This window comes from Streptomyces sp. NPDC005408 (genome assembly GCF_040606445.1).
Taxonomy (GTDB): Bacteria; Actinomycetota; Actinomycetes; order Streptomycetales; family Streptomycetaceae; genus Streptomyces.
Genome location: NZ_JBEXEX010000047.1, coordinates 14,605 through 29,784 on the forward strand (window position 1 = coordinate 14,605; position 15,180 = coordinate 29,784).

General features: G+C 67.3%; 10 protein-coding genes. 2 read left to right on the forward strand and 8 right to left on the reverse strand.

Annotated elements, in window-relative coordinates:
- Nucleotides 1-129: 129 nt before the first annotated feature.
- From fxsT to ABZS64_RS30930, 4 genes are all read right to left on the reverse strand, one after another.
- On the reverse strand, nt 130-4,095 hold the full coding sequence (gene fxsT, locus ABZS64_RS30915) for an FxSxx-COOH system tetratricopeptide repeat protein (RefSeq protein ID WP_355836888.1): 3,966 nt from the start codon (nt 4,093-4,095) through the stop codon (nt 130-132).
- Nucleotides 4,096-4,121: 26 nt separating this feature from the next.
- The gene (locus ABZS64_RS30920) at nt 4,122-5,381 is read right to left on the reverse strand and encodes a TIR-like protein FxsC (RefSeq protein WP_355836890.1); all 1,260 of its coding nucleotides are present in this window, start codon (nt 5,379-5,381) and stop codon (nt 4,122-4,124) included.
- A 143-nt stretch (nt 5,382-5,524) separates the two neighbouring features.
- Complete coding sequence (locus ABZS64_RS30925) at nt 5,525-8,989, reverse strand: DNA polymerase III subunit alpha (RefSeq protein WP_355836892.1); 3,465 nt, start codon at nt 8,987-8,989, stop codon at nt 5,525-5,527.
- A 176-nt stretch (nt 8,990-9,165) separates the two neighbouring features.
- Nucleotides 9,166-10,200, reverse strand: coding sequence for an ATP-dependent DNA ligase (locus tag ABZS64_RS30930; protein WP_355836894.1), 1,035 nt, complete (start codon nt 10,198-10,200; stop codon nt 9,166-9,168).
- Nucleotides 10,201-10,593: 393 nt separating this feature from the next.
- Between ABZS64_RS30930 and ABZS64_RS30935 the strand changes: the two genes are divergently transcribed.
- Together ABZS64_RS30935 and ABZS64_RS30940 are read left to right on the forward strand one after the other, a co-directional pair.
- Complete coding sequence (locus tag ABZS64_RS30935; protein ID WP_355836896.1) at nt 10,594-10,818, forward strand: hypothetical protein; 225 nt, start codon at nt 10,594-10,596, stop codon at nt 10,816-10,818.
- Entirely contained in the window at nt 10,815-11,198 is a 384-nt protein-coding gene (locus ABZS64_RS30940) for a hypothetical protein (RefSeq protein WP_355836898.1), read from the forward strand. Before ABZS64_RS30935 ends, ABZS64_RS30940 begins: the two co-directional genes overlap by 4 nt.
- A 530-nt stretch (nt 11,199-11,728) precedes the next feature.
- Here ABZS64_RS30940 and ABZS64_RS30945 read toward each other — a convergent pair.
- From ABZS64_RS30945 to ABZS64_RS30960, 4 genes are all read right to left on the reverse strand, one after another.
- Entirely contained in the window at nt 11,729-11,950 is a 222-nt protein-coding gene (locus ABZS64_RS30945) for a hypothetical protein (RefSeq protein WP_355836900.1), read from the reverse strand.
- A gap of 847 nt (nt 11,951-12,797) precedes the next feature.
- A complete protein-coding gene (locus tag ABZS64_RS30950) occupies nt 12,798-13,007 on the reverse strand; it encodes a hypothetical protein (RefSeq protein ID WP_355836901.1) in 210 nt (69 codons plus the stop codon).
- A 56-nt stretch (nt 13,008-13,063) separates the two neighbouring features.
- The gene (locus tag ABZS64_RS30955; RefSeq protein WP_355836903.1) at nt 13,064-13,618 is read right to left on the reverse strand and encodes an SUKH-4 family immunity protein; all 555 of its coding nucleotides are present in this window, start codon (nt 13,616-13,618) and stop codon (nt 13,064-13,066) included.
- Nucleotides 13,619-13,638: 20 nt separating this feature from the next.
- Nucleotides 13,639-15,156 (reverse strand): nucleic acid/nucleotide deaminase domain-containing protein, encoded by a 1,518-nt coding sequence (locus tag ABZS64_RS30960; protein WP_355836905.1) that lies wholly within the window; start codon nt 15,154-15,156, stop codon nt 13,639-13,641.
- Between the last annotated feature and the right edge of the window lie 24 nt (nt 15,157-15,180).

Here is a 15,180-nt window from a genome sequence, read left to right on the forward strand (position 1 = left end):
GAGGCGGGTCTGTCGGGTTCGGCACCCCTACTCCCTTGATCTGCTGCCGACTTGCCCCGGGCGGGGACGCAGACGGAGGATACATAACACGGCTCCGGACGCGCGCTAAGACGCGGGTCGCGGTGTTGATCACGTGAATGGCGGTTCGATGTCGGAGTCGAGCCGCTGCCAGCCCTCCACGGCCAGGTAAGTGGGATGACCAGAACCCAGCGTGCGCCGGGCGAGTTCCAGGGCTTCCTGGTGGAGTTGCTCCGCCTCCTGCGCTTCGCCGGACGCCCGCAGATCCAAGGCGAGGTTGGAGCACACGCCGATGGTGTCGTAGTGGTCCGGGCCCAGAGACGCCCGAAGGCCCCTCAGCGCCTCTCGCTCCAGCGCGATCGCTTCCTCGAGTTCCCCTGCCGCGACCAGGTCGCTGGCATGATTGAGCATGCCGCCGAAGGCGTACGGATGGGTGGGACCGAGGACCCGACGCAGGGCCTGTGAGGTCTGGCCGGACAGTTCGCGGGCTTCCGCGTGCCGACCGCTGAGCCTGAGATAGATGGAGAGGTTGTTGGCGCTGCTGAGGGTGTACGGGTGTTCGTCGCCGAGCGTCTCGCGCTGGCGGGCCAGTGCCCGCAGCGAGTGCTCGAGGGCGGCGTCGATGTCGCCGAGTGCCGCGCGTACGCTCGCCAGGTCGATGAGTGCTGCCAGGGTGTCTGGATGGTCGCGTCCCAGGTTCTCCGCACAGATGCGATGCACCGCCTCGACGAGCTCCCGTGCCTCCTCGTAACGGCCCGCCCGGCGCAGCGCCACCGCGTGATTGCGCTGGGCGGCCAGGGTCTGCACATTGAGCCGGCCGACCCGCTGCCACAGGATACGGCACGTCTCCTGGAGGATCTCGAGGGCGGAGTCGATGTCGCCCGTCTCCCTCAGATCGCGGGCGTAGTTGGCGCCTGCGTTCAGGGTGTAGATGTCGTCGCGGCCCTTGTCCGCGATCCGGTCCTCGTACAGCTTCTTGTGAATCTCCAGTGCGGCCCGCCGGTCACCGCACAGGTACTCGGAGACGCCGAGGTTGCTGGCGTGCATGGTGGTGCGCAGGTAGTCGCTGCCCCACACCCGCTTGCTGGCACGCAGAGTCTTCCGGTCCAGGTCACGTGCCTCGCGGTACTGGCCGAGGGCGTTGAGATCGGCCCCCAGGTTCGCGGCGGCGACCAGGGTGTGCGGGTGCTCCTCGCCGAGGGTCCGGACGAACCGGGTGTGGACGTCAAGGTCGGTGAGGTATGCACCCTGGAAGTCGCCCTGGGAGCGAAGGGCGTTGCTTAGCTGAGTCCGCAGGTTGAGGACCTGGACGTCGTCGTCGTCGAACCGGGTCGTCCACTCGTCCAGAACGCGCTTCGCGGTGTCCCGGGCGGCAGTGAAAAGACTGCGCCGCCACAAGCACCGGACGGAGTTGATGATCCACTGCCGTACCTCGCGGACGGAGCTGCGCTCGGCCCGGCTGGGCCACAGATGCGGTAACAGCCGGTCGTAGCGGGGCCAGTTGTCGGGGGCGGCCGGATGTTTGGGATCGCAGTCGGCCAGTGCGGCATGCACCACGGCCCGCAGCTTCAGGCGGCGTTCCTGGGGCAGGGACTCGCGGATCTCGGCCTGGACCAGCCGGTGCACGGTCACGGTGCCCTCGCCCTGGTCCGCCTTCGCGAGGCCGAACCGGTTGATGTCGCGGAAGATACGGCTGATGGTCAGGGCGTCCCGCGGTTCGGCGGGCGCCAGAGAGAGGGCGTCCTTCACCGCGGTGCTGTAGAGCAGGTCCATGGGAATGGGGTCGGAACCGAAGAACGAACAGATCTCCAACAAGTCCGCGGCAGCCGGACTGTGGCCCCGCATCTGTCCCATCGAGAGCAGCCAACTGGCCGCGGCGACCGAGTGAGGCTGGTCGTTGGGCCGGGTCCGCTCCAGAATTTCGGTCATGTGGGTACGCAGCAGGTCCAAATAGTGGTCGACGGGCATGGCACTCGCGCGAAGCCAGACTGCGGCCTGGCCCACCGCGAGCGGCAGGTCCCCGAGCTCGTGGGCGACAGCGGCGGCGTCCTCGGGCGAGAGCGCGGGATTGGTACGACGCAGCAGCTCCACGCTCTCCTCGCGCGTGAAGACGTCAACCTCGACGAGGTTGCCGTGCTTCGCCCAGGTCCGGTCGCGGGAGGTGATGAGTACATGCCCACCTGGGAAGGAGGCCGAGGGCAGCCAGTCGTTCGTCGTCTCCGGCGGCCCCGCGCTGTCGAACACCAGCAGCCAATTGCGGTGCGGACTGCCGCGGCGCAACGCCCTCAGGACCGACCGGGCAGTGCTGGCCGTGTCGCCGTGCTCGATGCCGAGTTCGGGTGCGAGCCCGGCGAGTTCGGCCGCGATCACGCTGGGCTCGGCCGCGTCGATCCACCACACCACCTCGTAGGACTCCCGGTAGCGGTGCGCGTACTCCAGCGCCACCTGGGTCTTGCCCACTCCGCCGAGACCGACGAGTACCTGCTTCTGCGGAGTTCCGCCGGACTGGGTGAATCGGTCGCGCAAATCCTCCAGGAGGAGGTCGCGGCCGGTGAAGCCGCCGTTCCTGGACGGAAGGTCCTCCACGTCGGGCGCCGAGCCCGGGAAGCGGGGCAGGCCCGCGGCTGAGACGTGCGACTGTGGATTCGGGGCGCCGGCCCGGGCGGCCGGAGCCGGGCCGACAGCTGTGATCAAGGCCAAGGCAGCATCTTCCGCCGTGAGGCCGGCGAGGTTCAGTACGGGGAGTACGTCGAAGGGGGCGGCGAACGGTCCGTCACCGGCCCGCACCCGCACCGACACGAGCGCCGAATTCGAATCCGTCTCCCGCACTGCGGTGGCCCAGAAGATGGCTCCGGCGCGCGGCCGGCGGGAGTAGTCGCCGGAGAGAAGAGCGACGATGCGGCCCTCCCCCGCCTGGGCGCGCACAGCTTCGGACGGTGTCAGATCGTCCTCGGCGGGCCGGGCGGCACTCTGCAGGGAGACATTGAACCCCGCCTCCTGGAGGTGGGCAGCCGCCCATTCGGCCCAGATCCGCTCGTGGGGCGCATAACTGATGAAGAGACAGTCCGCCACGACACGGCTCTTGCGGAGGTAGGCGTTGAGCAGCCGTTGCCGTTCGTCGGACGGCAACGGCTGCTGGCCGCTCACAGCGCCCTGGGTGATCCACTTGGTCAGCCGCTCACTGGCCCTGAGGACGGTGCCTGTCTGATGCGGCCCGTCCCCGACAGTCGCCGGAATCTCCTCGTAGGCGTAGTACGCCTTGTACGGGATCTCCACATCGCCCCAGTACCGCTCCTTGAGGTCCTCGGGGACCCATCCCAGGTAGGGGGCGAATGCCTCTCGCGCGTGGTGGCGGCCGACGTTGAGCCGTTCCCGCTCTGCGTCCTCGACGCGCATGGGTACCGGCATCAGCCGGATCGGCCGGATCTCGCTGCGGTCCACCGATCGGGCCACATCCACCGCGCCCCGGATGTTCTGCGCGTTGAGGGCGAAGCACATGACCACGACGTCCGGCAGCAGCACAGTGCAGATGCCCGAACTGTCGCTGACTCCCGTGCGGCTGTCCACCAGGACGTAGTCGTAACGCCTGATCATCTCTTCACGTAACGACTGGAGGAAGATCCCGCCGCCCAGCCGCTCGTAGAAGTGGTGCCAGTTGAAGCTGGTGACGGCGTCCGAGTACACCGCGTTCTGCCGGCCTGCGGGCAGGAAGTCGAGTCGGCCACCTTCCTCGAAGTGCAGGCCGAGCCCCACGACATAGGGGTCGAGGCTCACTGTGTTCTGGAACCACGAATCGTCCTGCGGGGGTGACTCCTGTCCCGGCAGCAGGACCGCTTCCTGGTAGGCGCGGAGCATGTTGATGAGTCCGTCGGTGTCGCGCAGTTCGGGATCGGTGAGCAGGGGGTGGAAGTAACTCTGGAGACCGGGGGCCTCCAGGTCCCAGTCCACCGCGAGCACCCGCAGCCCCCGACTCGCCATGATCCAGGCCACGTTGGCCACCGCCATGGTCCGGCCGACCCCGCCCTTGAACGAGTAGAACGTGACGACCGAGCCTCGGCCGTCAGAACTCGGAGTCATCTGTACCTTCCTCGCGCCTCGGCGGTTCATAGACAGGGCATCGGCGGCGGCGGGCCCCCGGGTGGCAGGCGGCGGACGTGGCCGTTCTCGGCGATGCGGTTCTGGGTGACGGTCACGATCCTGGCCACCAGGTCGTCGAACTCGCGCTGGCTGACACGTATCCAGAAGACGGGGTCGTGCGGGTTGTTCCTGCGCAGCCAGTTGCGGGTGAAGAGCTGCTTGAGATCCTCCCAGAGCGCCGCGTTGTCCGGGCCCGATTCATCGTCCGAATCGTGACAGGGGATCAGAACGGCGGTGGTGGGATGGTACTGCTTGTCATACGTGCCGAGTGGCTTGCGGTACGGATGGATGCGCGCGGACCATGCGTCCACGAGCAGGATGCTGACCTGGTTGAGCCGCATCGCCTGATTGAGCTTGCGCGTCAGCTGGGTGTCCACCACTTCCAGGCTGGTGAGGTGGCCTTCGGCGATGACTACCTTCTGGGCGCGATGGGCCGCCGTGGGGATCGCGGGAGGGCTGTAAGGATTCCATAACCAGGGCTGCTCGCCGTAATAATTGCGCGAACGCCCAGGCGGCAGGCGGTCGATCGTGCCGGCGGCGACGAAGATCCGGACGTGACCGGAGCTGGCCTGGGCAAGGGTAACCGGAAAACAGCCCTTGACGGCCGAGAGATCGAAGCTATTGCGCATGGAGGGCAGGGCGAAGTGGTCCGCGGCGAACCGGACTCGCTTGGCGATCGACCTCACCACCTGCCAGTACTCGTCGCTTTTGGGGTCTGACCGCATCAGGTGCAACAGCCCGTGCTCGAGATACGTCCGCCCCATGGCCGACTCCGCGTACTGGACCGCTTTCACCTCCTGCGGCAGCAGCCGCGCGGACACCGGCTCCCAGATCACGGGTACGAGCGCGTGCGGCTCGACATCGGTCTCTTCCTGGTAGCGCGATACCCGATCGGCGAAGGCGCTCCACTCCTTGCCGCAGTACTCACTGCGGAAGTATGCGGGCGAATAGAGGGCTACCAGCGTCCTGCAGGAACCCACGGCACGGCTCAGCCCGCGCAGCCAGTCGGCCCCCAGATGCAGACTCTCCGAGTCCCGGAACGCCGGCTGCCGCCGCGAACCGGTCCCCGGCAGCTCCAGCACATCCAGCAGGTCTTCGTAGAACTTGCGGACGTACGCCGTACGGTCATCGAGCCTGGCGTAACTGAGAAAGAAGTATGGGTATTCCAAGGCACCCCCCGTGCCGACGCATCTTAGGTGGTACCCACTGGGACGTACCCCAGACATCGCGAAGCTGCTGGTCTGGGTCGGTCAAGTTTCGGTGTTTCTAGGACTGTGTGGGTTCGACAGCAACGCTCGCCGGAGCCGTTTGACTCGGTGAACCCTCCGCTATTCCACATAATCCAATAGCAGGATCTGCCGCATGCCGATCACCCGGCGCTTCCGGGGCTGGTGTAGCCGAGGGCCTTGAGGTCGGCGGAGCGCTGCCCGGCGGGCTGGAGGTCGGCCCAGGGGTGCAGGGACGCGCCGGTCGGCTGCGTGATGGTGCGCTGCGGTGTCTCGGCTTCGGTCCTGGCCGGCTGCCTGACTGGGGTGGGTGTGGCGTCGGGGCCCAGGAGGCGGCGTACGGCTTCGGGGCCGTGGTCGCGGCGGGCTGCGGCCAGTTCGTCTAGGTCCCACACCATGGAGCCGGTGATGGTGTTACGGCTGCCGCGGCGCTGGATCGTGCCGCGCACCAGCAACAGCCCGGAGTGGAAGATCGTATGCGCGCAGGCGTCGTGGCTGTCTTCGAAGAAGGCGAGGTCGACCATGCCGGAGCCGTCTTCGAGGGTGACGAAGATGACCCGCTTCCCGGACCGGATGGGCGGGGTCTGCGTGGAGGCGCGGACGCCGGCGACCAGGGCCTGCTGGCCCGAGTGAAGGGCGGGGAGGTGGGCTGCGTCGGTCGCGCCGAGCTCGCGCAGCAGCTGATGGTGGTGGTCCATCAGGTGTCTCGACACGTCGATGCCCAGGACCTGCAGTTCCGCGGCGAGGGCTTCGCGGCTGGTCATCTCCGGCAGGCCCGCGCTGTGCCCGGCTGTTTCGTGGTCGTGGGTGTGGAGAGGGAGCTGTCCATCGCCCAGCGGGCGGCCGCGGTACTGGCGGTGGAGTTCGGCGATCTGCAGCAGGAGGTCGCGGCGGCTGAGGTTGCCGCGCAGCAGGTCGAGGGCGCCGATGCTGGCGAGGCGTTCGGCGGTGGGCCGGTTGGGGCGGCCGCGCTGCCACAGGTCGGACAGGGAGGTGTAGGGCTGGCCGGCGGCGATGCGGGCTGTCTCGTCGTCGCTGATGCCGCGCACCCCGGACAGGGCCAGGCGCACGCCCCAGGTGCCGTCGGGGGTCTGTTCGATGACGTGCTGGGGGCGGGAGTGGTTGATGTCGACGGGCAGTACGGCGACGTTGTGCCGTCGGGCGTCGGCGACGATGACGCGCTTGGGCCACATCCCCGGGTCGTGCTCGAGGAGTCCGGCATACAGGGCGGCCGGGTGGTGGGCTTTGAGCCAGGCTGACTGGAGGGCGGGGACGGCGAACGCGACGGCGTGCGCGCGGCAGAAGCCGTAGGAGCCGAACGCCTCGAAAATCTCCCACACGTGGGTGAGGACCTGGGGCGCGTATCCGCGGGCGTCGGCAGCGTGGTGGAACCAGGCCTGCAGCTTGGGCATGCGCTCTTCGTCGCCGAGCGCGCGGCGGGCGGTCTCCGCCAGCGCCCGGTCGCAGCCGGTCAGTGTGGCGATGATGTCGATGATCTGCTCGTGCCAGATGACGACCCCGTAGGTATCGGACAGCACCGGTTCGAGGTCGGGGTGCGGATAGGTGGGGGCTTTGCCGTGGCGGGCGGCGATGAACTGCTCGGGCATGCCGCCGGCGACCGGGCCCGGACGGAACAGCGAGATGTCGGCGATGACGTCTTGTGTGTTGCGGGGCTGCAGTCGGCTGAGCAGGTCCATCTGGCCCGGTGATTCGAGCTGGAAGAGGCCGAGGGTGTCGGAGGCCTGGATCATTTTGAACGCGAAGTAGTCGTCGAGCGGCACCTGCTGCGGGTCATCCAGGTCGATGTGCCGACCGGTGGTGCGCTCGATCTCGGCGGTGGCGTGGGCCATTGCGGACTGCATCCGCACGCCGAGCACGTCGAGCTTGATCAGGCCGAGGTCTTCGACGTCTTCCTTGTCGGCCTGGACCATCGGATAGCCGCCGGGGGTGGGCTGGACCGGGAGCCGGTCCAGCAGCGTCGCGTCGGTCAGGATCACCCCGCACGGGTGCATGGCGATCCCGCGCGGCAGCTTGTCGAGGCCTTCCGCGAGCTCGAACAGCAGCCCAAAACGGTCCGCCTCGGCGGCCAGTTGCTTCAGCTCGGGCAGTTCGGCGAGGGCGGCGCGGATGTCGCAGGCGCGGATGTGGGGAAACGATTTGGCGATCCGGTCGACGTCGACTGGCGCGATGCCAAGAGCGAGGCCGGTGTCGCGCAGTGCGTGCCGGGCCCGGTAGGTCTCCGGCATGCCGGTGACCGCGACCCTTTCCAGCCCGAACCGGTCGATGATCTTGTCGTAGACGTCGAGACGGCGGGCGGACTCCACATCGATGTCGATGTCCGGCAGTGAGGCCCGGCGCACCGACAGGAACCGCTCGAACAGCAGCCGATGGTCCAGCGGGTTCGCGGTGGCGATCATCAGCGCGTGGTTGACCATGCTGCCGGCGCCGGAGCCGCGGGCTGCGACGCGGATGCCCATCTCCCGCACATCGGCGACGACTTGAGCCACGGTCAGGAAATAGGTGTCATACCTGAGCTGGCCGATGACGGCCAACTCCTCTTCCAGGCGCTGCACGGCCGCGGTGTCACGGTCGAGGCCACGGCGGACCATGCCGGCCTCACACCGCTCACGTAGCAGCCGGGATGCCTCCCCTGCTCCCCCACCAGCGCCGACAACCTCCGGTTCGGGGAAGTGGGGGGTGCCCAGCCCCAGGTCCGCGACCGGATCGAGCACGCACCGTGCGGCCGTCGCTTCAGTGTCGGCGAGCAGACGGCGGGCCCGCTGCTCCCCATAACCCGCGGCTTCGGCAATCCGGGAGGCGCCGTCGGCCATCGCGGCCGGGTCCTTGAGCCAGCGCTCCCCCGAATCGAGCCGGCGCCGGTCGATCGGGCGCAGCAACCGGGCCGCGTCCAGGACATCGGCAAGCCGGTGCTGGCCAGGATCGGCGTACCGGGCGGCATTGGTCAGCACAGCGGGAATGTGCACCTGATCGGCGAGCTGGAGGGTGCGGGCAGCCAGGCGCAGCGAGCCGGGGCCGGTACCGGACAGGCGGTGCCACACCGCCTCCAGCCGCAGCCGATCGCCGAAAATCTCACGCCAAGCGGCGAGCATCTGCTCGGCAATGTCCGGACGGCCCGCGGACAGGGCACGGACCGGTTCGGAGACCGGCCCGAGCAGCGCGATCAATCCATCGCACCCGTGCTCACCCAGCGCCTCCCACGACACGACGGGCGGCTGGCCGTGCGGCTGCTGATGCGCGGCGGAGGTCAGGCGGCACAGCCGCGCCCACCCGGCCTTGTTCTCGGCGAGCAACACGACGCGCAGAGGCCGCTCCAGCACGTGGGCACCGCCGCGCACCGGGGCACGGCGGCGCTGCGCACGGACTGCAGCCAGGGGGGCGACGGCCAGGTCGATGCCGAAGACCGGGCGGATACCGTGCTCCATCGCCGCCTTCGCGAACCGCACCGCGCCGGTGACGGTGTCCCGGTCGGTCAGCGCCAGCGCGCCCATGCCACGCTCCGCCGCCCGCTGCACCAGGTCCTCGGGATGGGAAGCGCCGTACCGGGCGGAGTAGCCGGACGCGACATGCACATGGGTAAAACCCGCCATGCCACGCCTCCGAACACCACGCCCCCATCCATCCATTTTCGTGCGTAATGCACTGAAAAGCGACTTCGAACTCCTGTTCGAGAAGGGTAACGCGTGATACCCCCGACGGCGACCGTGGCGCACGGGAGTCCACACGCACGGGGAACCACCCCCGGGCGGCGTTGAAGCAGCCGGACTCATTGCCCTGCAGGTTGCCGCCCGCCCGGATCAGTCGAGGACCCTTCGGTGCCGTAGGGCGGGACGTCGTCGGGGGTGAGGTCGATGCGGAGCCGGTGAACGTTGACGGGGTGTCGCCAGCGGCCACGGTCGACGGCCATGTCTCCGTGGAATTCGGCCACGAGCTGGGGCGCGACGGGGGTGAAAGCGAGCGGTTCGTGGCTTCCCCAGTGTGAGGTGAAGTGCACGCCGTGCCAGGGGTGATCGGCGCCCGCCGGGGTGAGGAGACCGCCGCCGAGCTCTGCCCTGAGCCGCGGTGCAAGGGGTGTGCTGCGGGCCGTCAGAAGGAAGTGTCCGGCGGTGGTGTAGCGGCCGAGCAGGACTGTCTCCGGTCGGGCGAGGCTGCCGGTCACCGCGCCGATGACCGCTTCAGCGGTGTTGCGGGTGCGGTACTTCAGCCACCCGCGCCGACCGGGCTGATAGGTCTGGTCGAGACCCTTGATGACCAGGCCTTCCACCCCGACCGCGGTCCACTCGGTCATCCACTCCTCGGCCAGGGCGCGATCGGTCGTCGAGGGGGTGAGCGCCCACGGAGCCTGAAGACTGTGGCCTTGGAACAGTGATTCGAGAGAAGCGCGGCGCTCGGTGTAGGACCAGGTGAGCAGCTCGGTACCGGCGTGCTGCAGCAGGTCGAACGCGACCAGGTGCGCCGGCTGCTCCCGGGCCAGCAGTGCGACGGTTCGCGGCCGACGGTTCATCCGCCGCTGGAGCGCCGCGAAGTCCAGCCGACCACCGGTGTAGATCACGGCCTCACCGTCGATGATCACGTCTTCGCCCAGTGCCGCGGCGGCCTCGGCGATCTCCGGGAAGGCTGCGGTGAGGTCACGCCCGTTGCGGGACTGCAGGAACACCGTGCCATCAGTGCCGGCGAACACCAGGAGCCGGAAGCCGTCGTACTTCGGCTCGAACACGGCGCCGCCCGGCAGGGCGGCGGGCCCCGGGAGACGCGGCACCGCGCGGGCCAGCATCGGCTCCACCGGAGGACCAAGACTCATACCAGGAAATTACCCGGGTAAAGGGTGCAAACTCATCCCTATCGGAGTGAACGGCGCTGGGTTAGCCGTGGATCTGGAGACATCACGGACGAGCTGTACGGGCTGCCACCCGAGGACTTCATCGACGCCCGCAACCAGCACGCGGCCGCAGCCCGCAAAGCCGGAGACCGGGAACTGGCCAGCAGGATCGGCGCGCTCAGACGACCGACGCTGTCACCGCGCGCGCCCGCGTCAGAGGAATGAAAGACGCCGGTGATCGACGGGTTCAGCGAGCGAGGAGGCGGCTGGGGCCTACAGCCACAAGATGCGCAAGGTCCGGCCTCGGACGGCCGGGCAATGACCCGCGCGCAGCGCCCCTTCCCGGCGGCAGCTAGCAATTGCTAGGCTGCGCGTATGGAGACCGAGAAGAAGCAGTTGAACGTCCGGGTCGGGGCCCGCACACACGAACTCCTCACCGCGCGGGCCAAGCGCCGCGGCGTCACCATCCAGGCCTACGTCTCCGGCATCGTCGAGAGCGAGGTCGACCCGCAGCGCGACGCCTTCGTGTCCGGACTGGTCGATGACATGACCGACCTGCTCGGCGAGTTCGAGGAGACCTACGAGGCGGGTAAGCGTTGATCCTCCAAGTGGATGCCCGCTGGATCGAGGAATCCCTCCAGCAGTTCGAGGAGAACACCGGGCGCGAAGTCGGCATCGACGACTGGGGCGCCCTCGCCGCCGCCGTCTACCGGCACGCCTACGAGCTCCACGCAGGCGAACCCTTCTACGTCGAAACCCCAGTCCGCGCCGCGGTCCTGCTGCAGATGTTCGTGGCTACCACGCCCCTGACCGACTACAACGGTCTTGTCGGCAGCGCTCTCGCCATCCGCTACCTGCGCGAGTCCGGCGAGCCCGTCAAACCACCCGTCGCCGGCATGACCCAACTGGTCACAGACCTTCGAAACGGCACCCTCACCCTGCGCGAGGTAGCCGGACAATTGCGCAGCTGGGCCCACTGACCTGCCCCACGGGCTGGAGCCGCAGCCGGGGCTGCGGCCAGACTCCGACGAGTGTCACCCAGCCAGGCTGCCGCAATCCCCCGCGGCGGCCACCGCTCTCTCCCCCAGGGGATTCAGCCGGAACAGGCAGCTGGTGTGGAGGAGAATCGCGACGTTTCCGCTGGTACTCGTCAGCTGCGGCACCACCGACGGGAATGACACCAACCCCGAGGCCGAACCGACTTCAACCGTGTCGAGTCCGGACGAGGTATTCCTCGCCTCGGTCGCCACGACGAACCTGCCAAGCTGGAACGACAAGAGGCCGAGCGACTACGAATTGACAATGTACCCGTCACTGTGGTGCCAGGCACTGCGAGAGGACGACAGCGTCGAATTCGTCCTGGACGGCGCGCTGTACCGCGCCGGGATGGACTGAGGGACCACGAGGCCAGATATGCAAACAAGCTGTTGCTCCTGGCAGTTGAGTCGCACTGCCCCCAGAAGCGTGCCCAAGTGAGCGCAGACCTCAAGGCCTCCGGCCAGTACTGAGCTCAGGGCGGCGACTCGATCCATACCTCGGGCCCGCCACCCCGCCACTCGACCAAGTCCGGATCATCGATCGCAGTGTCCACCTCGGGAAGCTCCGCACGGCGCAGAAACTCCAGCAGATCGAACAAGGTGTACGCACTGCCCACGGCCTCGCCACGGATCGTCACCCGCCTGCCGCCGTCCGGCGACAACGGGTGAACGATCACAGGCGCGTGGTCGGCCATGCCTCCAGCGTGCGCCACATCGCCGCCCAAAGCAGTCCAAAAGCGGCCGTCTGAGGCCTACTGGCCGCGTTGCTATGCACGCGGAGCCGACAGCGCTCGTCGACGCCGCCCGCACCCTGGCGTCCCCCGCGCCCGGCGAATCCACGGAGTGGAGGAGCGGGTGCAGCACAGAAGTGGTGGACATCTTCCCGCAGCCCCCAGAGCTGCGGCGATGACGTCCAGCGAGCCCGATTTGGGTCAGTCGCCCGTGGGGCCACATCCACAATGGTGGAACGCTGGTTTGGCGGGTTCCATCACCAACGGTAGCAATTTTCGGGTGGGTGGGCGCCGCGTCGGATCCAGGTTCAGAGCCATCCCGGGGAACCACTTCTTCCTCCACGGGCACGCCGGATACTGATTTTCAGAGGTCACGAACGCTTTGACGAAGAAGCCACGACAGTAGCGCTCGGGAGTGGCGCGGTCGTGGTGAGCATCAGGCGATCCCCTTCTGCATGGTCCGCGGCAGTTCCGCAGTGGTGTGTCGGACGAGAGAAACAGCCCGGCGCCGGTAAGAGGAGGGCTGAAGTTGAGCTCCGACGCTCGTTTGACTTACCAGATGCGGTCGGTGGCCTCGTCGAAGAGCAGGTTCCATTGCGACTCGTCGCTCTCGAACGGCTGTGAGTCGAAGGCCGCAATCTGTGCGCGGAGTGGCTCGGACTCAACCTCCCGGTGCAACTGAGTGAGGAGTCCAGGGGGTCCCCTTCGCCGAATGCGTAGACCTTGCCGCTATCGGGTCGAGGGCGATGAGGGAGGCGGCGAAGTAGGCGAGGACGAGGCAGGTATGGCACTCCACGGGCAGAGTGCCGTCTTAGGGACGGAACCACTCGGTCAGACTGATCGACTCATCCTGGCCGATGCTGGCTTCCGACTTGAACGGCTCGATGTCAGGAAGCCCGACCCGGCTGAGGAAGTCTGCCGTCCGTGTGTCGAGTTGACTCTCGGGCGACTCGTATCGGGGAAAGCACACGACGCCCGACAGGGTGCTCAAGAGTTCGTCCGGCGAGACAGCGAAGGTCATGCGGGGGGTCTCCGACGGTCGTCGCGTCGGCATTTGAGACCCTGCGATTGGTTGATTTACCAGATCCCGTTCTCAAGCTCTTCGAGCGACAGGTTCCACTGCGAGTCTTCGTCGGCGAACGGGGTGGGGTCGAAGGCGCTCACCACCTGCCTGAAGCGTGACGCCAACTCCTCGGGATCGACGTCGTTGTCGTGGTCATCCTCCAGCTTGCGGAACTCGATGAGGCTGAACACGAGGGACTCGACATCCCGGTGAAGCGGGATGTACTCCATGGCTCCCTCGGGGAAGGCGTAGACCTTTCCCGAGGCGGGGTCAACAGCCACGAGGGACGTGAACAGGTAGCCCAGCTTCCACCACGAGCGGCTCTCCGGGGGGCAGTACATCCCGTCATCGTCGAAGCGACTGCCGAGAGTGATCGCATCGGTGTCCGGACCGTAGGGGTCCTCGACATCCATGCGGGATGAGAAAGCGTCGGAATGCGGGAGTCCCACCGAACTCAGGAAGTTCGCGGTGCGCGGGTCATAAGCGTCGACCGGATACTGAGGGAAGTAGACGACATCGCCCAATCCGTAGGCCTGGGTGAGGTCGGTTGGGGTAACTGAAAAGTTCACAAGCTTACCTTATCGTAATGCTACTTTCCGTGGGCCTTGCGCAGGCCGTTGACGTACTGAGTGTGTTCCTTGTTAGTGGTCTTTCCGGTGCTGTCGTAGTAGTCGGCAACATGTGTCACCTTGAGGTCTGAGCCGAAGTAACTGTCCAGCCAGCGGGCGCACTCGGGGTTCTTCCGGCATGGCTCACGTTCAGTGAAGACCTCCTTCAGGCCCGCCTCCTTTCCGTTGTGCAGGAGTGGACGCCCGATCATGCGCTCGGAGTGGCCCGCCTTGTTGCTGTACCCGACGAGAATGGACTCCCTGCCCGTGTCGGGGTCGATGTAACGGCCCGCCGCGTAGTTCGTTCCCATATAGTCGTTCCGGGCGATACGCGCTGCCTGCGTGGCCTGCCCGAGGTCATTGCTGTACGGGTCCACCTTCGTAGATGAGACCGTCCCGGAGTGGCCCTGGGGGGTGTGCCACTCCCGCTTTTCCTTCTCAGTCTTCGGGATCCAGACCTTTCCGTTGTTCGTGATGCCGTCGAGCCGCGTCCTGTCGCTGGCGTCGAGCGAATCCAAGCCTCCGTCGGCGCTGAGTCGCTGGACAGTTCCATCCGCGTTCAGCAAGTACATCGGGACGTCGCCGCTGTCGCAGCTGTCGAAGTCCCGCTTCCTCTTCTTGTCGGTCTCCTTGTGGTCTCGCTTGCTCTTGTCTATCTTGCCGCCGTGCTTCTCGAGCACGTCGACGGTCTCGTCGGCCTTCTTGTCGACAGCGTCCTCGGCCTTGTCCATGACGGTGGCAAGCTTGTGGAAGCGGCTGTCCTTCTTCACCGAGCTGCGGCGCTTGGCGCCGCCCGTCTTATGGGTGCCCTTCTTCGTGTCGAAGTTCTTCTTCGTCTCGTCGTAGCCGCCCTGGGCCTTGTCGAAGTCGTCGAACTCGATGGCCAGTTCCAGCGCCATGTCGGCGCTGCCCGCGGCGTAGTCGGAGAGGTTCTCGTCGTGGGCGTCGAGGTGGTCGGTGAAGACGTCCTCGATCTTCCCCAGAATCTTTGCCTCGATCTTTTCGGTGACGACCGAGGTGATCTCGCTGATCGCGTAGTCGATGGCCTCGTGCAAGGCGATGCGGCAGACGCCGATGGCGGCGGCGCTGAGCAGGCCGCTGAGACCGGCAGTGAAGAACATGCCGATGACGCCGGCCGTGGCGGTGCCTGCGGCGATGCCGAGCTCGGTGATGCACGCGATCTTGCAGCCTTCGATGAAACCAGCGCACTCGTCCAGGGCGTCACCCAGCTCGTCCAGCGCCTTGGCGAAGGTGCTCAGGTCCTTAGAGGTGAGCTTGCCCCAGCGTCGGTCGATGGCCTTGACGGTCGCGCCCTTGCTCTTGCCGCCGACGATGTGGGAGCAGGCTATGTTGCCCTCCGTGATGACGTCGCGGATGCCCTCAGCCAGGTTCCGGTAGTCCTTGGCGCTGCCGCGGACCTCGTCCTCGTCGATGTTCGGCCAGTTGACGCCCACCAGGTCCAGGACCTCGACCAGGTCATCGGGCAGCTTCTTCCCCACGCGACACTTCCCCCCTCGGAAATC